The sequence below is a fragment of the Burkholderia sp. YHN3-13 genome (assembly GCF_055810675.1).
In genome coordinates, this window is record NZ_JBVVNQ010000007.1 from 1 (window position 1) to 18,981 (window position 18,981).

The following is an 18,981-nucleotide window of genomic DNA, read 5'->3' on the forward strand; positions in this document are numbered from 1 at the left end:
GCGCGCGGCCGGACGGCGCGCGTCGAAGCCGCGCAGTTCGCGGGCCAGGATGCCGACGTGCTCGCACGCCTCGATGCCGATCGCGACGTGCTCGTGCGTATCCGCGTGCCGGGACACCGGTGCCCGGCCGTCGGCGAGCGCATCGCGCTGGCGGTGGACGGCGCGGTGATGGCGTACGCGCGCTGACCGACGCGACGCGCGTCCTCACGCGCTGCTACGCATCGGCGCAGCCTGCGCCGGACAGCGGCCGGAAGGTCCGGCCATCCGTCTCGACGGCCGCCCCCAGCAATCGCGCGAGCCCCTTCGCGCCTTCGCGCATCACGACGTCGTGATTCCAGCGGAACAGCGGGCGCGCGAGCGGCTCGAGCCAGTTCATCCAGCGCACCTGCGTGCGAATGTGCCAGTCGTAGCGCACGACGGTGTGCGCGCCGTCGCCGGCGAACGACCAACACCCGTCGCCTTCGATCGCGCCGCTTGCGCGGCCTTCGAGCGCATGCGGCCGCTCGACGCGCCGCACGCGCATGTCGAACGTCAGCCGGTACGGCAACGCGCCCTTCCACGTATACCGGTGCAGCGCCCCGACGCCGCGCGCGTCGCCATGCTCGATCTCGACGGTGCGCACGGCGCCCTTCCACCAGTCGGGCCAGCGGTCGACCTGGTAGATCGCGTCCCAGACCGCCGCGAGCGGCGCGTCCACGCGCCAAGTCGTCGAGAACCGGTATTCCGCCATGCAGCCTCCGGGCTGTCCGTCACGGACACGCGCCCACTCGTCGGTCAAGGTGCGAAGAAACGCTCGGGGAACGCGACGTCGATTTCGACGTCGTCGAGCGTCACGGTTTCGAGCGGCACGTCGTCGCCGTCGGCGAAGCTGACGACCTTCAGCGGAAAGCCGTCCCCGGCGTCCAGCCACAGCCGGTAGCGATGCACGCCGTCGACCGCGTGCGCGGGTGCGCCGGTGACCGACACGCGCAGCGCGGTCCGGCCGCCGACGGCCTCCTCGCCTTCGGTCACCGTCGCGCCGCCCTGCTGCAGCGCATGCACGTTGCGCAGCAGTTCGCCGACGTCCGACCGGTCGACCCGGTGGCCGCTGCGGTCGCGCACGAGCGGATTGGACGGCGACAGCGTCAGCGCGGGCGGCGCGTGCGCGCCGAACGGGCGCAGCCGCACCTTGCCGTCGCCGGGATCGTACGCGAGCACCGCGCCGCGATGCGGCGACACGAAATCCATCCGGACGAAGCCCGGTTTCAGGTAGGCGTAGCGGATTTCGGTGTGTTCGCCACCGCGCGCCGACGAGCGGATCGTCGCGCGATACGAGCGGACGTGGTCGAAATGCGCCTGGGCGACGGTCACAGGGTCGGCTGTCATGCTCGCTCCTATCAGGCTCGCGGCCAGCAACGCGGCGATCACGGCGCCGCCTCGACATCGAGCACGCCTTCCATTCCGCGCTCGCGATGGCTCCTGAAAAACAGCAGCCGATGCGTGCAATAGTAGGCGAACCGGCCCGGCTGCGCCGGCGTGAAGCGGAACGTCTTCGGCGTCGTGCCGAGCTCGGTGCGCACCGCCATGCCTGCTTGCGGCGGCGCAGCAATCTCGAAGCTGTGCGGCACGACGCCCGGCTCCGCCGACACGGTCAGCTCGACCGGCACGTGCGCGCGCACGATCACATGGTTCGGCCGGAAGAAATAGCTGCCGCCGACGATGGCGACCCGCTGCACGCCGTCGGCGTCGACCGGCACGCGCACGGGCGCGTCGCCGTCCGCCCGCGCGAGGGTCGCACCCGCGGCGAGCGCCGCCGCCACGAGCACCTTCGTCATCGTCGTCTTCATCGCCTGCTCCCTGCCGGTGGCACGCGTCAGCTCTTCCACGCGTCGGTCGGGCCGCCGAGCGCGCCGCACGCCTCGATCGCGAGCGCGCGCAGGCGCCGTTCGTCGCCGCGGCCGGACAACGCATAACCCATGCCGCGATCCGACCAGAAATACGTGTAGCGGCCGTCGGCCGACATCGACTGCGGCGCGAGATGCCGCGCATCGTAGGCGGTCACGTAAAGCGTCACGCGTGCGCCGTCCGCGCGCTGGTACATGAACTGCGCGGCCGGCCCGCCATCGCCGGGGAGCAACCGGCCGCCCAGCAGCACGTAGCCGTATTCGTCGAGCGACGGGGCGCGCACGGGCCGTCCGACGCGCGCCGACAACCACGCGGCGAGATGCGCGGGATCGCCCGCGCCGACCTCGACCGGATGGTCGCGATCGGCTGCGTACACGGCATACGCGACATCGGCGCGCGCGGCGAACGCCGGGTCGCGGCCGATTGCCAGCCAGCCCGCAGGCAGCGCAACGCCGATCAGCAGCCCGGCGGCCAGCCCCGCGAACGCATACGCGAAGGCACGACGGCGCGGCGCGCGACGCTGCACGAACAGCGCGGGGGCCGGGCCCGGCAGCGGGAACAGCGCCTTCAGCGCGTCGCGCTGCGCGCGGTAATGCGCGAATCGTTCGGCCTCCTCCGGATCGGACTGCAGGCGCTCGAGCATCTCGCGCCGCTCGCTCCCGGACAGCTCGCCGTCCAGCAACGCGGACAGCAGTTGCGCCGACGCGTCCTCGTCCCGCCCGTTCGAAGGCTTGTGCGGATCGTCCATCATGTTTTCCCGATCACCCGTAACGCGGCCGTGCCGTGCGCCGACGGCTCGTCCGACAGCAATGCGCGCATCTGTGCGCGCGCCCGCGCGAGCCGCGACATCACCGTGCCCACCGGTACGCCGAGTACCTGCGCGGCGTCGCGATAGCTCAATTCTTCAAGCGCGACCAGCAGCAGCACCTCGCGCTGCTCGACCGGCAACCGGTACAACGCGCGCTGCACGTCGCGCAGCACCAGCCCACCGATCTCGCCGGCCGGCGCGGCCATCGTCTGCCACGGCGCGTTCGCGTCGTCGACCGCGATCTCGCGCCGCGCGCGCAACTGGTCGATGAAACGGTGCCGCAACAGCGTCAGCAGCCACGCGCGCAGGTTGCCGCCGTCGCGCGGCGGCCGGTTCAGCGCACGCTCGAGCGTGTCCTGCACGAGATCGTCCGCCCACGCGCGGTCGCCCGTCAGCGCACGCGCATAGCGCGTGAGACGCGGCAGCCACACCAGCAGATCCGATTCGTAGCTCATCAGGAAGCCTTGCGCATCCGCATCGCCGCGCGGTCACGGGTGCGCGACGTGCCACATGCCGCCGATCCCGTCGCCGCCCGCGTCGCCCGCCTTGCGGTCCATCTTCCAGCGATACAGCGGGCGGCCGCGGTACGCCCATTGCTTCTTGCCATCGTCCCGCGCGACGAGACTCAGTGCGCCCGATGCCTTGTCGTACGCGTCCGCGATCGCGGGCGGCCAGTTGGCCGCACACGCGCTGTCGCACGCGCTCTTGCCGGGCGCATCGCGATCGAACACGTACAGCGTCATGTGTGCCTCGTCGACCAGTTTCCCGTCGCTCACCTGAGGCGGTTCCGCGGCCGCCGGCCGCACGATCGCCGCCGTCAGCGCGGCGGCAAAGAGCATCCGTTTCATTCCCGTTCTCCTTGGCAGGGCCTGGCGGCACGGCGCCGCCGGACGGGACGATCGGTTTCGTTGCGACCATTATCCCGCCGGCGGGCCGGGCCGGAACTCGGTAGGTAAACGGACGGCGGGAACCGGTTATTCCATGCCGCGTTGAAATAGTCGGCGGCGGTTGCTCATGCGACGCAAGACAGCGGGAAGCCCGAAAAGACAACGCGGCATGACATCGCTGTCATGCCGCGTTGCGCGAGCGCGGCGCACGGCGGCCATGCGGCGCCGCCGTGCGGATCCGGCCCTTACTTCGGCAGTGCGCCGGTCAGCGACTGGAGCAGCGACGTCACCGGCGCGAGCGGGTTGTTCGGCGCGCTATTGCCCGAATGCGGCGTCACCGACAGGCTCGGCGCGGAACCGAGCGCCGTACCCACCGACGTGCCGGCCGCATTGACGACCGTCGCCGTCGCGTTGGCGCCCGTCGTCAGCAGCGAGCCGACTGCACCCGCCGTGCCGCCGGCCGCGTTCGCGCCCGAGCCGAGCAGGCTGCCGCCCGCCGCTGCCGTCGAACCGGCCGCGCCCGACAGCGCACCGGCCGCCTGGCCGAGGGCTGCCGGGCCGTTCGCGAGTGCGCCCGTCGCCGAGCCGAGCGCACCGGTCAGTGCGCCGGCCGGGTTGCCGCCGCCCGTCAGGCCGTTCACGAGGTTCGTGATCGGGGCGATCGGGCTGCTGCCCGCCGCGCCCGACAACGCGCCGACGACCTGGTTCACGACGCCTTGCACCGGCGCCAGCGGGTTCGTGCCGCCGAGGTTGCCGAGCGTCCCGACGACCTGGTTGACGACACCCTGTACCGGCGCCAGCGGGTTCGTGCCGCCCAGCGCGCCGAGCGCACCCGCAACCGAGCCGACCGCGTTGCCGAGGGCGCCCGTGGCCGTCCCGACCGCGTTGCTCAACGTGCCGGCCGGATTGCTCCCGCCGAGCGTGCCGACGACCTGGTTGACGACACCTTGCACCGGCGCCAGCGGGTTCGCGCCGCCGAGGTTGCCGAGGGCGCCCGTGACCGAACCCAGTGCGCCGGTCAGCGCACCGGCCGGATTGCCACCCGGCAGCGCGTTCTGCAGGCCGTTGACGAGGTTCGTGATCGGCGCGATCGGGCTGCCGCCGCCCGCACCCGACAGCGTGCCGACGACCTGGTTCACGACGCCCTGCACCGGCGCCAGCGGATTCGCGCCGCCGAGCGCACCCGTCACGGCGTTCAGCGCGTTCGTCAGCTCGCCGGCCGGATTGCCGTTGCCGAGCGTGCCCGCGAGTTGCGTCACGACGCCTTGCACCGGTGCCAGCGGGCTCCCGGCGCCGCCGAGGTTGCCGAGCGAGCCCGTGATCGTGTTGACCGCGTTGCTCAGCGTGCCGGCCGGATTGCCGCCGCCAAGCGTACCCGTGACCTGGTTGACGATGTTCTGGATCGGGGTAATCGGATTCGTGCCGCCGCCGATGCCGCCCAGTGCGCCCGTGACCGTACCGAGGGCGCCGGTCAGCGCGCCAGCCGGGTTGCCGCCGCCGAGCGCGCCCGTCACCTGATTCACCGCACCTTGAACGGGCGCCAGCGGATTCGTGCCGCCGCCGATTCCGCCCAGTGCCCCAGTGACCGTACCGAGTGCGCCGGTCAAGGCACCTGCCGGGTTCCCGCTACCGAGTACGCCCGTGACACCGTTCACGACGCCTTGCACCGGCGCCAGCGGGTTCGAGCCGCTGCCGAGATTACCTAGCGCCCCCGTCACCGTGTTGACGACACCCGTGAGTGCGCCAGCCGGATCGCCGCCACCAATCGACCCCGTAAGCCCGTTCACCACACCCTGCACCGGCGCCAGCGGGTTCGAACCGCCGCCGACATTCCCCAATGCGCCCGTTACGGTGCCAACCGCATTGCTCAGCGTCCCCGTCGCCGTATTCAACGCACCGGTCAGCGCGCTTGCCGGGTTGCCGCCATTCAGCGCCCCGGTCACCTGGTTCAACACACCCTGGACCGGTGCGAGCGGCTGCACCGTGCCGCCGCCGAGTGCGCCCGTCACCGCCCCCACGGCTCCCGACAGCACTTGTCCCGGATCGCCGAGCGACGTCTGGATCGCGCCCGACCCGCCCGCGGTCACGGTGACCGAGCCCAGCGGCGACGTGCCCGTGGCGACCAGCCCGACCGACACGCTGTTCGTCGGCGGGTTGACGATCACTTGCGGGATCGGCAGCGAATCGAGGGCACCCGCCACTGCGGAACCCGAAGCCAGTACCCCGAACACCGTCGCGACCGACAGCGCCACACCCGTCAATTTAAGATTGTGTCCCATCGTTATTTTCCCTATCTCGGTTGGCACTACGTTGATAAAGCATGGGGACGGATTGCACGAAGCGTGCCAATTCAAAAAAAGGACGGATTCGTCAGCCTATTGACCGGCAATAACAATTTTTTAATCGATTTCAGACGAAATTCAGGGGTTGCCCAAGGATTGACGGGCATCAATCGTCTGATGAAAAAGGCGGACAGGGCGTGGATGTAACGTAACGTTTGCGAGCCCCGCAGTAACGTGTTCCGGTACATTCCACGCGGCGCCGGAACAGCCGGTCGCGATGGTGCCCGATACCGTCATGGACGGCTGCCCATTACGCATTTCACCGATATGAAAATGCATTGATAAATCGCTGATTTACTAATTTTTTGATTCGCGATTTTCTTTCTTGACGATTACGCAGATCATTTTCGATCACGCGGCTCTCGATTATCCGGACAGCAGAATGAAATACTGTGAATGCCCTCTCGCGATCGGCGCGCGTGACGCGACGCACGGCGGCGGCAGGCGCCGCTTCGCCGCGTAGCGTCGCCGGTCAACCGAAGCGCGCGGGCCGGTATGGACGGGGATCGATGTAGGTCGGCGCGCCGGTCATCATTTCGGCGAGCAGGCGCCCGGTCGCGGGGCCGAGCGTGAGCCCGTGGTGGCAATGACCGAACGCGAACCACAGATGGCGATGGCGCGGCGCGGGCCCGATCACCGGCCGCATGTCGGGCGTGCACGGCCGCATCCCGAGCCACGGCTCGGGATCGAGCCGCTCGCCGATGCCGAACGCGTCGCGCGCCAGCGGTTCGGCGCGCGCGAGCTGCACGCCGGTCGGCGGCGCACCGCGCAGCGCAATCTCGACGCCGGTCGTGAGCCGCAGACGGCCGCCCTCCATCGGCGCGACGACGAATCCTTCCTCGGTATCGCACACGGGCACGTTCAGCGGCGTGCGCGTCGGCCGGTAATGCATGTGATAGCCGCGCTTCGCGCGCAGCGGAATGCGGTAGCCGAGCGGCGCGAACACATGATCGGACCACGGTCCGAGCGCGACCACGGCCGAACGTGCCGAAATCGGCCCGTGTTCGGACCCGACCCGCCAGCCGCCGTCCACCTGCGCGAGCGTCCTCGCGTCGCCGAGCGCGAACGTGCCGCCGTCGCGCTCGAACAGCCGCGCGTAGGCCTTGGTCAGTCCGCCCGGGCTCGACACGGTCTTCGGGTCCTGCCAGTGGAAGGCGCCGCAGAATGCGTCGCCGATGCCGGGCTCGCGCTCGCGCAGCGCACGCGCGTCGAGCACGGCCATCCGCAGGCCGTGCGCGGCAGCCACGCGTTGCTGCGCGCGCGCTTCGGCATCGAACAGCGCGGGCGAGCGGAACGCCTCGATCCACCCGCCGTCGTGCACGAGCGGCTGGGCATCGGTACGCGCGAGCAGCGCGTCGTGCTCGACGACGCTCGCCGCGACGAGCGGCAGCAGGTCGCGTGCGGCGGCCGCGAGCCGCTGCGGCGACGATTCGCGCCAGAACCGCGCGAGCCAGCCCGCATAAGCGGGCAGCGCGCGGTAGTCCCAGTACAGATCGACCGAACGGTTGCGCGCGTAGCGCAGCAGCGTGCCGAGCCGGCGCGGAAACGCGTACGGCACGACCGACGAGCGTTCGATCAGCCCGGCATTGCCGTGGCTGGTTTCCTCGCCGGGCGCGCGCCGATCGACGAGCGCGACGCGCAGCCCGCGATCCTGCAGGTGCAGCGCCGACGACACGCCGACGATGCCGGCCCCCAGAACGATGACGTCGAAATCCATGGTTCCCCGTCCTGCGTCGAGATTCGATGCGCCTCGCGCCGGCACCGCGGCCGGCGCGCGGCGGCGCTTATTTCGCGATGATGTCGCGCTTGAAGTACTTCTGCGACAGCGCGCTCAGCGTACCGTCCTTCTTCAGCGCATCGAGCGCGCCGACGATCTTCGCCTGCAGCGCCTTGTCGCCCTTGCGCATCCCGAAGCCCGTGCCTTCGCCGAGCGTCGCCGGATCCTTCAGCGCGTCGCCGACGATCTGGTAGTCGCGGCCGGCCGGCTTGTCGAGGAACCCGTCCTGCGCGGTCTGCGCTTCCTGGACGGCCGCGTCGAGCCGCCCCGCGACGAGATCGGCGTAGATCTGGTCCTGATCCTGGTACGACACCACGGCCACGCCCGCATTGGCCCAGTGCGCCTTCAGGAAATCCTCCTGCGACGAACCCTGCAGCACGCCGACGTGCTTGCCGCGCAGGCTCGCGACGTCGGGCCGCAGCGGCGAGCCGCGCTTCGCGACCATCACGATCGGCACCACGTAGATCGGCGGCGTGAAATCGATGCTCTGCTTGCGCTTCGCGGTGATGTTCATCGCCGAATTGATCGCATCGAACTTGCGCGCCTGCAGCGCCGGGATCAGCCCGTCGAACGCGTTCTCGACCCACACGCATTTCACGTTCAGCTTCGCGCACACCGCGTTGCCGAGGTCGACGTCGAACCCCTGCAGCTGGCCGGCCGGCGTCTTGCTCTCGAACGGCGGATAGGCGGCTTCGATGCCGAAACGCAGCGTGGTCTGTTCCGCATGGGCCGTGACGGCCGCGCACGCGAGCGCCGCAGCGGCGCAAAGGGAAAGCTTCCAGTTCATGACGGTCCTTCTGTTCCGGATTGAGGCGAGGAAGATCGGTCGCACGACGCCGTCGGACAGGCGCCGGATCGGCATTCGATGCAGGCGGCCGCCGCAACACGACGTGCCGTGTCCCGCAGCCGAAATATAGACTCAAAGTCTACTATAGACTATAGGGGATACGATGATCGTGCGTCGTCGCGTGACCTCCCCGCATGTGCCTGCCACGACGAACACCGTTGATTTACCTATGTTTTCCCGGAAAACCACGGCGAAACACGGTCTCGAAAAGAAAAATTCTCCAGATCTTGTTTGTCTATATTAGACTTTTCGTCCATCACGAACACCGCCGGACACCGTCTTTCGAGACCGTCCTGTCCGGCCCCGACCGGAGATGTCCCCATGACGCAAACCGCCCCGACCCCGCCACTGACCGTCGACGAAGCCGCGGTGCGCGCGGCCCTGCCGTCGCTCGACGTGCTCGGCACGTTGCGCCGCATGTTCGCGTCGCTCGCCGCGGCGCGCGCGGTGCAGCCGCCGCAGACGCTCACGCTGTTTCCCGACCAGGCCGGCGACTTCATCACGTATCTCGGCGCGCTCGCCGATGCGCAGGTGTTCGGCGCGAAGTTGTCGCCGTACGTCGTGACGGGCGGCAAACCGATCGTCACGGCCTGGACCGCGCTGATGTCGATGCAGACCGGCCAGCCGCTGATGTGGTGCGACGCGGGGTTGCTGACGGTCGAACGCACGGCCGGCACGACGGCGCTGGCGGTCGACTGCCTCGCGACGCGCGACGCACGCCGTCTCGCGATCGTCGGCGCGGGCGCGGTCGGTCTCGCGCATCTGCGGCACACGGCGGCGCTGCGCGACTGGGAAGCGATTCGCGTGTACTCGCCGGCGCTGGCCGGCAACGCGGCGCTGCAGGCCACGCTCGCCGAACTCGACCCGCGCGCCCGTGCGGCGGCGAGCGTCGCAGCCTGCGTGCGCGACGCGGACGTGGTGATGCTGTGCACGTCGTCGGGCACGCCCGTGCTCGGCGACGGGATGCTCACGCGCCCGGCGCTCGTCACGTCGATCAGCACGAACGTCGCGCGCGCGCACGAAATCCCGCCCGCCTGGCTGCCCGACATGGACGTCTACTGCGACTACCGGCACACGACGCCCGCCAGCGCCGGCGAAATGCAGATCGCGACGGCCGATCACGGCTGGGATGCCGGGCGGATCGTCGGCGACCTGCCCGCGCTCGTCGCCGGCACCTGCGCGGCGCCGTCGCGCACGCGTCACGCGTTCTTCCGCTCGATCGGCCTCGGGCTCGAGGACATCGCGATCGCGCATGCGCTGTACACGCACCTGACGCACGCATGAGCGGCGCGCGCGCGCGGGGCCGATACAATGGCGCAACCGCCGCGGCGGCCGCGCGCGGGCGCACGGGCATGCCGGCCACCGGTATGCCCGTGCGCCGGCCCGATGCGCTGCCCGGCCCCCGCCCACCCGAGATGGCGACACCGATGCGCAAGAAGAAATCCCCCGTCAAAGACCTGCTGCTCACCCGCTATGCGCCGATCGCCGACGGTATCGCCGCGCTGTTCTTCCCGTACGCGGAAGTCGTGATCCACGACCTGCACGACCAGACCGTGCTGTATCTCGCGAACAACCTGTCCAAGCGCGAGGTCGGCGACGATTCCGCGCTCGAGGAAATCGATCATTCCGCGCGCGAACGCGTGATCGGCCCGTACGAGAAGCTGAACTGGGACGGCCGGCGGATGCGCTGCGTCAGCAACGTGCTGTTCGACGACGAAGGCCGCCCGGCCGGGATGATGTGCATCAACTTCAACATCGCGGTGTTCGACGAGGTGCGCGCGACGCTCGACCTGTTCATCAAGGGCGCGGGCGTCGTCGCTCAGCCCGACGAGCTGTTCCGCGACGACTGGCAGGAGCGCATCAACACGTTCCTGCACGGCTGGCTGCGCGAGCGGCAGGTCGGGCTGAACGGGCTCACGCGCGAGCACCGGCGCGAGCTCGTCGAGGCGCTGCACGCGGAAGGCGCGTTCCGCGGCAAGAGCGCGGCCAACTACGTCGCGAACGTCCTCGGGATGGGGCGCGCGACGGTCTACAAACACCTCAAGCACCTGAAGGAAACGCAGGGCGACGCGTAAGCGCCCTGCGGCGGGCGCACGACGGCCGCCTCGGTCATCGCTATCGGGATGCCGTTTCCCTGTCTATGCTTCGTGGTACGCCGGGCGCGCCCCCGCTCCACACGAAGCTTCGCGCGACCGGCGGTGTCGAAGCGCGAAATGATACAATCACGGTTACATTTCATTGCCGCCCGGAACCGCCCATGACGACTGCTCCCGCCCCGACTGCCCGCCCGACCCTGACTGTCGAAATCTGGTCCGACCTGATCTGCCCGTGGTGCTGGATCGGCAAGCGCCGCTTCGACGAGGCGCTCGCCGCGTTCGCGCACGCCGATCGCGTCGACGTCGTGCTGCGCGCGTACCGGCTGATGCCCGGCCAGCCGGTCGAGCCGGTCGAGGTCATGCTCGCGGGCAAATACCGGATGTCGCCCGCGCAGGTCGACCAGATGCTGCGCCAGGTGACCGATGCGGCCGCGAGCGTCGGACTGCGCTACGACCTGCCCGGCACGCTCGTCGGCGATACGCTCGACGGCCACCGGCTCGTGAAGCTCGCGGAAGCGACGGGCCGCGCGCACGCACTGACCGAACGGCTGTACCGCGCGTATTTCTGCGAACACGGCTCGCTGTTCGATCACGCGGCGCTGACCGAATTCGCGGTCGAGGCGGGGCTCGAACGCGCGGCCGTCGAAGCCGTGCTGCGCAGCGATGCGTACCGCGACGAAGTCGAAGCCGACATCGCGCGCGCCGCGCAGATCGGCGGGCGCGGCGTGCCGCTGTTCGTGTTCGGCGGCCGCTACGCGGTGTCGGGCGCGCAGCCGGCCGACGCCTTCGCGCAGGCGCTCGACCAGGCGTGGCGCGACGGCATCGTCGAACTCGACGGCGCCGGCGCGGCCGCCTGCGGCCCCGACGGCTGCGCACTGCCGGCGCGCGCGTAACGCGCGTCGATGCGTCCGGCCCGCCCGTCCGCGGATGCGTGCCACTACGCGACGCTCCTGCCACAAACCGGCAGGAAGCGCGCACCGATGACGTCTACAATGCATCCCTTCAAATAACTGTCAGAAGGCTGCGAGCCCATGACTCACGGGATCCACGGCGAGAAACGCTGGTACGCGCTGATCGTTCTCTGTCTCGGCGTGCTGATGATCGTGCTCGACAGCACGATCGTGAACGTTGCGCTGCCGTCGATCAGCACCGACCTCCATTTCACCGAAACGGCCCTCGTGTGGGTCGTCAACGCGTACCTGCTGACGTTCGGCGGCTGCCTGCTGCTCGGCGGCCGGCTCGGCGACCTGTACGGCCAGCGGCGCATGTTTCTCACGGGCCTCGTCGCGTTCACGCTCGCGTCGCTCGCATGCGGCCTCGCGCAATCGCAGACGATGCTGATCGCCGCGCGCGCGGTGCAGGGGCTCGGCGGCGCGGTGGTGTCGGCCGTCTCGCTGTCGCTGATCATGAATCTCTTCACCGAGCCCGGCGAGCGCGCACGCGCGATGGGCGTCTACGGCTTCGTCTGCGCGGGCGGCGGCAGCATCGGCGTGCTGCTCGGCGGGCTGCTGACGAGTTCGCTGTCGTGGCACTGGATCTTCCTCGTCAACCTGCCGATCGGCATCGCGGTTTATGCGATGAGCGCGGCGCTGCTGCCGCGCAGGCGTGCGCCGGCCGGCGCCGCGCGGCTCGACGTCGCGGGCGCGATCACCGTGACCGCTTCCCTGATGCTGGCCGTCTACGGGATCGTCGGCGGCAACGAGGCCGGCTGGCTGTCGACGCAGACCGTCGCGCTGATCGGCGCGGCCGCCATGCTGCTCGCGCTGTTCATCGCGATCGAGGCGCGCAGCGCGCATCCGCTGATGCCGCTCTCGCTGTTCGCCGCGCGCAACGTCGCGCTCGCGAACGTGATCGCCGTGCTATGGGCGGCCGCGATGTTCGCGTGGTTCTTCCTGTCGGCGCTGTACATGCAGCGCGTGCTGCAATACGGGCCGCTGCAGGTCGGGCTCGCGTTCCTGCCGGCGAACCTGATCATGGCCGCGTTCTCGCTCGGGCTGTCGGCGCGGATCGTGATGCGCTTCGGGATCCGTGGCCCGATCGCGGCCGGCCTGCTGATCGCGGCCTGCGGCCTCGCGCTGTTCTCGCGCGCGCCGGTCGACGGCGGCTTCGTGTTGCACGTGCTGCCCGGCATGACGCTGCTCGGCATCGGCGCGGGCGTCGCGTTCAACCCGATGCTGCTCGCCGCGATGAGCGACGTCGATCCGGCCGATTCGGGGCTGGCGTCGGGGATCGTCAATACCGCGTTCATGATGGGCGGCGCGCTCGGCCTCGCGGTGCTCGCGAGCCTCGCGGCCGCCCGCACCGATGTGCTCGCGGCCGCGCAGGCCGCGCCGCTCGCCGCGCTGAACGGCGGCTACCACGCGGCATTCGCATTCGGCGCGGTGTTCGCCGCCGTGGCCGCGCTGATCGGCTTCGCGCTGCGCATCCGGCGGCAGGAAGCCGTCGAAAGCACCGGCCCCGCGATGCACTGAGCGGCGGCCGCCGCCATCGAACCGGGGCGCGCACTGTCGCGCCCTTTTTTACGCATGCCGGGCGCGGCACGCGCCGGATTCGTCATGCGTTTGGCCCGATCGCACACGATCGGCCGCACCGCCCGTCCGAACGACCGCGCCCCCGCCGTCCGCCGTCCGCCGTCCGCCGTCCGCCGTCCGCCGTCCGCCGCCCGCCGCCCGCCGCCCGCCGTCCCGTCGCGCGGGCTTTCCCGGCCCATTTTTAACGCAGTCGTACGCTGACGCGCCACATTTGCGACAATGGCGGACTTTGATGCGCGCGCCGCAGCCACGCGCCGCCGCAGAACGCCGCATAACCGCCTGCTTCCGATGTCGCTTCCCCATATCGATCTGCTGTACTCCCTGTCCGGCCTGTTCGTCGGCATTCTCGTCGGCTTGACGGGCGTCGGCGGCGGTTCGTTGATGACGCCGATCCTCGTGCTGCTGTTCGGCGTGCACCCCGCGACGGCGGTCGGCACCGATCTGCTGTACGCGGCCGCGACCAAGGCCACCGGCACGCTCGTCCACGGCCTGAAAGGGTCGATCGACTGGCGCATCACCGGCCGGCTCGCGGTGGGCAGCGTGCCGGCCGCGGCCATCACGTTGTGGTGGCTGCATACGCACGGGATGAATGCGCCCGGCACCGCGCGGATGATCCAGCTCGTGCTCGGCATCGCGCTGCTGCTCACGTCGATCGCGCTGATCTTCCGGCCGCAACTCACCGCGTTCGCCGCGCGCAACCCGCTCGCGCCGAGCCCCGCGCGCACGCTGTGGTCGACCGTGCTGACGGGCGCCGTGCTCGGCGTGCTCGTGTCGATGACGTCGGTCGGCGCCGGCGCGATCGGCGTCACCGTGCTCCTGCTGCTGTATCCGCTGCTCGCGACGACCCGCATCGTCGGTTCCGACATCGCGCACGCGGTACCGCTCACGCTGGTCGCCGGCATGGGCCACTGGCTGCTCGGCTCGGTCGACTGGTCGATGCTGCTGTCGCTGCTGCTCGGCTCGCTGCCGGGCATCGTGATCGGCAGCCTGCTGTCGGCGCGCGCGCCCGAGCGGCTGCTGCGCAACCTGCTCGCCGCGACGCTCGTCGCGGTCGGCGTCAGGCTCGTGCTCGCGTAAGCGGTTCCGGCGTCGCCCTTCCCTCGCGGTTGCGCCTTTTCCCGGCGGGCGCCTCCGATACGCCGCCCATCCTCCGCGACCCAGGAAAAAACAGCCCGGCCGGCCTGCGCCGATCGGGCTGTCGTCCATCCGGGGCGGCGACGTGCCGCCCGCGCCGCTTACTGCCCCTGCTGCTGCAGTTTCTGCTGCTTGAGCTGCTGCGTGCGCGCCTGCAGTTTCAGCACGCGCTGCAGTGCGGTACGGTTCGCGAGGATGCCGTCGTAGAAGTTGGCGAGATCGCCCTTCAGCGCGGTCCGCGACGCGTCGTTCAGGTAGATCATGTGGCCCGACGGGTAGTTCTTGATCGTCAGGTTCTGCGCCTTGAGCGTCGGATCGAGCGGCATCTGCGCGAGCGTCAGCTCCGTCTGGTGGAACGGCGTGACGGCGTCGAAATAGCCGTTCGCCGACAGCACCTTCAGGTCCGGGTTTACGCTCATCGTCGACGCGAGGTCGCCGGCCGTGTACAGCGTATTGCCGCCGCCCTTGCTCGCGCCGGTCGGGTCGATGTGACTGAAATCCCAGTTGTTGAAGACCTGGTCGTTCAGGTCCACGAACGACGACGTCGACGTGTACTTGAGGTCGGTGTTGATGTAGCTGTTCCACAGCACCGTGTACGCGCCGCCGACGTTCGTAATCGACGGATCGTTGCTGCCCGAGTTCGGCAGGATGTACGGCGCGATGCCCTTGCCCGTGAAGTTCGCGCGGCCGTCGTACTGGCCGATCTGCGTGCCCGGCACGAGCGTCAGGAAGAACGTGTACGGCGGGTTGTCGTCCGACGACGGCACGTTGCCGAGCGCGGCCGGGTTGCCGAACGTCTGGATCAGCGACGTCGGATCCGTGCCGATGTACGCGCCCATCTGCTGCGCGGTCTGCAGGTTCAGGTTCAGCCGCACGTTGACGAAGCCGCCGTCCTGCGGGTTCGGCTTCTGCGCGAGCGGCGCGAGCGTGTTGTCCGCGTAGTTGCGGGCCTGGATCATGTACGCGTCGAGATCGGTCGGCGTCGGGTTGAGCGTCGTCTTCTTCCAGTAGAACGCATCGGCCGCGAGCGTCGGGAACGTGCCCGGCGCGGACAGCGCGTTCGCATAGTCGAGGATCGACGACTGCAGCGTGATCCCGTTCAGGTCGATGCCGTCCTCGTGCAGCACCCATGACACGACCGCGCTGCGCGCGGTGCCGTACGACTCGCCGTACAGGAACTTCGGCGAATTCCAGCGCGAGTACTTGGTCAGGTAGCGCTGGATGAAGCGGTCGATCGAGTGGGCGTCCTGGTCGGTGCCCCAGAAATCCTTGTTCTTCGCCGGGGCGATCGCCGTCGAATATCCGGTGCCGACCGGGTTGATGAACACAAGGTCGGTGCGGTCGAGCAGGCTGTCCGGGTTGTCGAGCAGCTTGTACGGCGCGGGCGGCGTGAAGTTCGGGAACGACGACTGCAGGCGCTTCGGCCCGTACGAGCCGAGCAGCAGGTAGACCGACGACGAGCCGGGGCCGCCGTTGTAGAAGAACGTGACCGGGCGCGGCTTCGACGGATCCGGGTTGTCCTGCGTGTACGCGACGTAGAACATCTTCGCGTTCGGCGCCGACGTGACCGGATCGATCGTCGTCAGGTGGCCCGTGGTGGCCGTGTACTTGATCGTCTTGCCGCCGATCGTGACCTGGCGGTGCACGACCGCCGCGCCTTCGGTCGAATCCGTGACCGCGTCGTTCGGCCCGGTGCCGTACACGTCGGTGTCGACGTACGGCTGGTCGGCCGCGGCGGCGGCCGTCGCATTGGTGTTGGCCTGCGTGCTGCCGCTGGACGTCGCGGCCGCCGCGGCGGCCGAAGCAGTCGGGCTCGGCCCGTCGTCGCCGCCGCACCCCGTGACGAGCAGCGCCGCGGCCGCTGCGGCGGCGAGCGGCACGCTCAAGGTCGTTCCGAATAGCGCGAAACCGTCTTTCAAGGACTTCCGTGTCGTCATTATTGCCTCTCGAACAGAACGATAAATACCGCCGGCCGCAAAGGATCATTTGCGCCGGCGCTCCGCACCGGGAATGCATTCGTTATGCGACGCACTCCGAGTTTTTTACCGGGTCGACGAATATCGACCGGCATGATTTACCCCACCCATTTTTTGCGACTGCACAATGGAAGCAATTCCATTGCAAACGACAATTCAATAATCCGCAGCAATTCGGATTCATTCCGCCAATCCGCATTTGCACAAAATCGACGGCAATAAGACACCCCGCAAAGCATGCCCGGCAAGGCACCTTCGCTTCAGATAGACGAACAAACCCCCTCGGCGAGATGCAGATTAATCGCCAAACGGCGACCAAGCGCAGCCCGAGCCGATTTAACAAAATCGAAAGGATCGATTAACTAAACGGAAAGGAATATTCTCGTATCTGGAATTTATTAAATTAAGTGAAAATACCGGCGCATAATAGGTTCCGGATTTTCCGCCGTAAAGTAACAATTTGTTACGGCGCTCGCCAATCCGATAAAAGGCTATACGGGACCGATTCCAGACGACGAAAAGAAAAAAGCCGGACGACTGTCCGGCCTGGCGGGGGCGGCGCGGCGGCGGCCGTCAGAGCGGCACGTCGATCGCGCCGGCGCCGGTCGTGATCGCGTTCGCGCCCGGCGCGGCCGAGATCGGCGGCAGGTTCGCGCTCGTCAGCGCCGGCGCGGCGCCCGGGCTGCCGCCGCGCGGCACCGTGCGGATCACCTGCGACGGCGGCAGCGGCGCGCCGTTCTTCAGGTGCTGCCACATCAGGTTCAGCGCCTGCAGGTTGTAGTAGTGGACCGGCACGAAGCGCGTGTCGAAGCCCGCAACCGGCAGGAACGCGTCGAAGTGCTGGCCGTTCGTCACCTCGTAGAACACGAGCTGGCCGCGCCCGGCTTCGCTGATGCCGTTCTGCGCGACGTATGCGCGCGACGCGTGGTTCACCGGCACGAGCGCGTCGCTGCGGCCCTGCACGATGATCGCCGGCTTGCCGTGCAGGTTCGCGTTCACGCGTACCGCATCGACGTTCGCGGGCATCCCGAGCATCCCGTTCGTCCACAGCTGGCGCAGGCACAGCGCGCCCGCGAAGCTCGCATCGGGCGTCGCGAGCCGGTGGTCGACACCCGCGCCGTTGTTGAACACGAGGTTGATGCCGGCCGTCGGCGGCACGCCGTTGCCGACGCCGAACACGGCCGGCATCGGCGAGGCAGCCGGCGCCGCGACCGCGCCCGTCGCCGGATCGGTCGTCGCGAAGCTGAAGTTGCACAGGTTGTCGGTGACGCGCGAGCGCGTGTACGCATTCGCGTAGGTGACCGCGATCGCCGGAATCGCCTGCGAATCCCACATCGGCGCCTGCAGCAGGTCGGAATCGGCCAGATAACCGGCCGCGTGGAGCTGCGCGAGCGCGTCGGCCGCCTGGCTCTGCGTGTCGGCCCCCGACACGAGCCCGGCCGCGGCGAGCGTCGCGCAGCGCTGGGTGCGGATCGACTGCGTGGTCGCGACCGGCAGCGCGCTCAGGTACGGCGCGCCGGCGAGCGACGCCGACGCGGCCGCGCACGGCTGCAGCAGGTTCGCGAGCGTCGCGTAGTCGGCCAGCGGCCGGCCGAACGACGGCACCGGCTGGCCGCCCGTGCGCACGACCGCATTCGGCGACATCCGCACGTTGATCTGAGGCTCGCCGACCACGACCGCGGTGATCCAGCCGCGGCTGTCCTGCTCGGCCGCCGCGAGCGACGCGCCGCCGCCGTTGCTGACCGACGCGGCGATCGTCGTGATGTCGCCCGCGCGATAGCGCACGCCGTGATGCGAACCGTCGATCAGCGGCCCGAACTGCTCGTTGAGCGCCCAATACGCGAACTCGACCGACTGCAGCGTCACGCGTCCCCAGTCCTGCTCGGGATTCTGCTGCGAATGCGCATGCTTGAACGCGTAGCGGTTCGGAAAGCGGTTGTTGAACGCGGCGAGATCGCCGCTCGTCACGTTCGCGGTGAACAGGCTCGCGGTGCCGGCCAGCACCGCGTTGGCGAGCGTGCCGTCGATCAGCGTGACGGTGTCGGTACCGAGCTCGTGCGCGCCGTTGCCGCCGCCCTTGTCGTTGTAGGCCACCGCGCAGCCGCGCTTGAGCGCCCACTCGCCGGCCGCGGAGATCGCGCCGTACACGCCGCGCGAGCCCGACGACGTCGCGGTGACGATACATGGCTGCGCGGGATTGAAGCGGGCGGGAACCTGCACGAGCAGCGTCACGTTCCTGGTGCCGCTGCCGTCGTCGGAGTACGCGAGGTATTCGGTGCCGGGGATCTTGCCTTCGCCGAGCGTGTCATTGCCGTCGAGATCGACGTTCGGCCCCCAGAAGCGGCCGTAACCGCCGTTCGCGCTCATGTCGACGAGCGCACGGTAGTTCGACCAGATCGCGAGGCGGCGCAACTCGGCGCTCGTCGGCCGCGCCGGATTCGCGAAGCCGGGCGCACTCGCCGCCGCCAGCCCCGTCTTGCCGAGGCCGGCCGTCAGCAGGTCGTCGCTCGCGCCGTCGTAGGCCGTCGTGCGCACGCTGCCGGACACGAAGCCGGGCAGCCGGTTGCGCTCGGCCGTATCGTCGCCGTTGCACGCACCGAGCATCGCGAGCGCTGCCAGCACCGCGCCCCACCCCATCCGCCTGCCCCACCCGAGTCTCGTCATCGCCGCCCCCTCGATTTCGTTATCGGTCCGCCGCC

Annotated in this window: 17 protein-coding genes; 6 read left to right on the top strand and 11 right to left on the bottom strand. The window is 69.5% G+C overall.

From position 1 onward, the window contains the following. A partial coding sequence (locus AC0KUR_RS17520) for a TOBE domain-containing protein (protein WP_473376226.1) occupies positions 1 to 186 on the top strand: 186 nt, incomplete at its 5' end. 28 nt (positions 187 to 214) lie between these two features. Here AC0KUR_RS17520 and AC0KUR_RS17525 read toward each other — a convergent pair. The 9 genes from AC0KUR_RS17525 to AC0KUR_RS17565 all read right to left on the bottom strand — a co-directional run bounded on the left by AC0KUR_RS17525 (position 215) and on the right by AC0KUR_RS17565 (position 8,485). Continuing rightward, positions 215 to 730, bottom strand: a complete 516-nt coding sequence (locus AC0KUR_RS17525) for an SRPBCC family protein (protein ID WP_473376227.1) — start codon at positions 728 to 730, stop codon at positions 215 to 217. A 44-nt stretch (positions 731 to 774) separates the two neighbouring features. Next, on the bottom strand, positions 775 to 1,407 hold the full coding sequence (locus tag AC0KUR_RS17530; protein ID WP_034187254.1) for a LolA family protein: 633 nt from the start codon (positions 1,405 to 1,407) through the stop codon (positions 775 to 777). Further along, a complete protein-coding gene (locus AC0KUR_RS17535; RefSeq protein ID WP_034187455.1) occupies positions 1,404 to 1,826 on the bottom strand; it encodes a cupredoxin domain-containing protein in 423 nt (140 codons plus the stop codon). The genes AC0KUR_RS17530 and AC0KUR_RS17535 overlap by 4 nt, the downstream gene beginning before the upstream one ends. 26 nt (positions 1,827 to 1,852) lie before the next feature. After that, positions 1,853 to 2,635 (bottom strand): anti-sigma factor family protein, encoded by a 783-nt coding sequence (locus tag AC0KUR_RS17540; RefSeq protein WP_473376228.1) that lies wholly within the window; start codon positions 2,633 to 2,635, stop codon positions 1,853 to 1,855. Beyond that, complete coding sequence (locus AC0KUR_RS17545) at positions 2,632 to 3,147, bottom strand: sigma-70 family RNA polymerase sigma factor (RefSeq protein ID WP_473376229.1); 516 nt, start codon at positions 3,145 to 3,147, stop codon at positions 2,632 to 2,634. Before AC0KUR_RS17545 ends, AC0KUR_RS17540 begins: the two co-directional genes overlap by 4 nt. 33 nt (positions 3,148 to 3,180) lie before the next feature. Then, positions 3,181 to 3,540, bottom strand: coding sequence for a COG4315 family predicted lipoprotein (locus tag AC0KUR_RS17550; protein ID WP_034187251.1), 360 nt, complete (start codon positions 3,538 to 3,540; stop codon positions 3,181 to 3,183). A gap of 284 nt (positions 3,541 to 3,824) precedes the next feature. Beyond that, positions 3,825 to 5,858, bottom strand: a complete 2,034-nt coding sequence (locus AC0KUR_RS17555; protein ID WP_473376230.1) for a beta strand repeat-containing protein — start codon at positions 5,856 to 5,858, stop codon at positions 3,825 to 3,827. Between the two features lie 535 nt (positions 5,859 to 6,393). Continuing rightward, positions 6,394 to 7,638, bottom strand: a complete 1,245-nt coding sequence (locus AC0KUR_RS17560) for an NAD(P)/FAD-dependent oxidoreductase (RefSeq protein WP_473376231.1) — start codon at positions 7,636 to 7,638, stop codon at positions 6,394 to 6,396. A gap of 67 nt (positions 7,639 to 7,705) precedes the next feature. Continuing rightward, a complete protein-coding gene (locus AC0KUR_RS17565; protein WP_034187454.1) occupies positions 7,706 to 8,485 on the bottom strand; it encodes an ABC transporter substrate-binding protein in 780 nt (259 codons plus the stop codon). 381 nt (positions 8,486 to 8,866) lie between these two features. Between AC0KUR_RS17565 and AC0KUR_RS17570 the strand changes: the two genes are divergently transcribed. The 5 genes from AC0KUR_RS17570 (at position 8,867) to AC0KUR_RS17590 (ending at position 14,249) form a co-directional block, all read left to right on the top strand. Then, positions 8,867 to 9,829 (top strand): ornithine cyclodeaminase family protein, encoded by a 963-nt coding sequence (locus tag AC0KUR_RS17570; RefSeq protein WP_473376232.1) that lies wholly within the window; start codon positions 8,867 to 8,869, stop codon positions 9,827 to 9,829. Then, positions 9,826 to 10,620, top strand: coding sequence for a helix-turn-helix transcriptional regulator (locus AC0KUR_RS17575; protein ID WP_034187247.1), 795 nt, complete (start codon positions 9,826 to 9,828; stop codon positions 10,618 to 10,620). Before AC0KUR_RS17570 ends, AC0KUR_RS17575 begins: the two co-directional genes overlap by 4 nt. 182 nt (positions 10,621 to 10,802) lie before the next feature. Next, complete coding sequence (locus AC0KUR_RS17580; protein WP_034187246.1) at positions 10,803 to 11,534, top strand: DsbA family oxidoreductase; 732 nt, start codon at positions 10,803 to 10,805, stop codon at positions 11,532 to 11,534. A 138-nt stretch (positions 11,535 to 11,672) separates the two neighbouring features. Beyond that, a complete protein-coding gene (locus tag AC0KUR_RS17585) occupies positions 11,673 to 13,112 on the top strand; it encodes a DHA2 family efflux MFS transporter permease subunit (protein ID WP_473376233.1) in 1,440 nt (479 codons plus the stop codon). Positions 13,113 to 13,460: 348 nt separating this feature from the next. Then, positions 13,461 to 14,249, top strand: a complete 789-nt coding sequence (locus AC0KUR_RS17590) for a sulfite exporter TauE/SafE family protein (RefSeq protein WP_034187453.1) — start codon at positions 13,461 to 13,463, stop codon at positions 14,247 to 14,249. A gap of 158 nt (positions 14,250 to 14,407) precedes the next feature. Here the strand turns inward: AC0KUR_RS17590 and AC0KUR_RS17595 are convergent, their stop codons facing one another. Further along, positions 14,408 to 16,243 carry a S10 family peptidase gene (locus AC0KUR_RS17595; protein WP_473376234.1) on the bottom strand — a complete coding sequence of 612 codons (1,836 nt, stop codon included), beginning with the start codon at positions 16,241 to 16,243 and terminating at the stop codon, positions 14,408 to 14,410. Positions 16,244 to 16,855: 612 nt separating this feature from the next. Further along, positions 16,856 to 18,946 carry a D-(-)-3-hydroxybutyrate oligomer hydrolase gene (locus AC0KUR_RS17600; protein ID WP_473376235.1) on the bottom strand — a complete coding sequence of 697 codons (2,091 nt, stop codon included), beginning with the start codon at positions 18,944 to 18,946 and terminating at the stop codon, positions 16,856 to 16,858. Positions 18,947 to 18,981 lie beyond the last annotated feature (35 nt).

Bases quoted from the DNA above. Each gene is read 5' to 3' on its own strand.
- AC0KUR_RS17585 (WP_473376233.1), top strand. From the start codon at position 11,673: ATGACTCACGGGATCCACGGCGAGAAACGCTGGTACGCGCTGATCGTT.
- AC0KUR_RS17545 (WP_473376229.1), bottom strand. From the start codon at position 3,147: ATGAGCTACGAATCGGATCTGCTGGTGTGGCTGCCGCGTCTCACGCGC.
- AC0KUR_RS17550 (WP_034187251.1), bottom strand. From the start codon at position 3,540: ATGAAACGGATGCTCTTTGCCGCCGCGCTGACGGCGGCGATCGTGCGG.
- AC0KUR_RS17525 (WP_473376227.1), bottom strand. From the start codon at position 730: ATGGCGGAATACCGGTTCTCGACGACTTGGCGCGTGGACGCGCCGCTC.
- AC0KUR_RS17595 (WP_473376234.1), bottom strand. From the start codon at position 16,243: ATGACGACACGGAAGTCCTTGAAAGACGGTTTCGCGCTATTCGGAACG.
- AC0KUR_RS17535 (WP_034187455.1), bottom strand. From the start codon at position 1,826: ATGAAGACGACGATGACGAAGGTGCTCGTGGCGGCGGCGCTCGCCGCG.
- AC0KUR_RS17555 (WP_473376230.1), bottom strand. From the start codon at position 5,858: ATGGGACACAATCTTAAATTGACGGGTGTGGCGCTGTCGGTCGCGACG.
- AC0KUR_RS17575 (WP_034187247.1), top strand. From the start codon at position 9,826: ATGAGCGGCGCGCGCGCGCGGGGCCGATACAATGGCGCAACCGCCGCG.
- AC0KUR_RS17590 (WP_034187453.1), top strand. From the start codon at position 13,461: ATGTCGCTTCCCCATATCGATCTGCTGTACTCCCTGTCCGGCCTGTTC.
- AC0KUR_RS17580 (WP_034187246.1), top strand. From the start codon at position 10,803: ATGACGACTGCTCCCGCCCCGACTGCCCGCCCGACCCTGACTGTCGAA.
- AC0KUR_RS17570 (WP_473376232.1), top strand. From the start codon at position 8,867: ATGACGCAAACCGCCCCGACCCCGCCACTGACCGTCGACGAAGCCGCG.
- AC0KUR_RS17560 (WP_473376231.1), bottom strand. From the start codon at position 7,638: ATGGATTTCGACGTCATCGTTCTGGGGGCCGGCATCGTCGGCGTGTCG.
- AC0KUR_RS17600 (WP_473376235.1), bottom strand. From the start codon at position 18,946: ATGACGAGACTCGGGTGGGGCAGGCGGATGGGGTGGGGCGCGGTGCTG.
- AC0KUR_RS17565 (WP_034187454.1), bottom strand. From the start codon at position 8,485: ATGAACTGGAAGCTTTCCCTTTGCGCCGCTGCGGCGCTCGCGTGCGCG.
- AC0KUR_RS17540 (WP_473376228.1), bottom strand. From the start codon at position 2,635: ATGATGGACGATCCGCACAAGCCTTCGAACGGGCGGGACGAGGACGCG.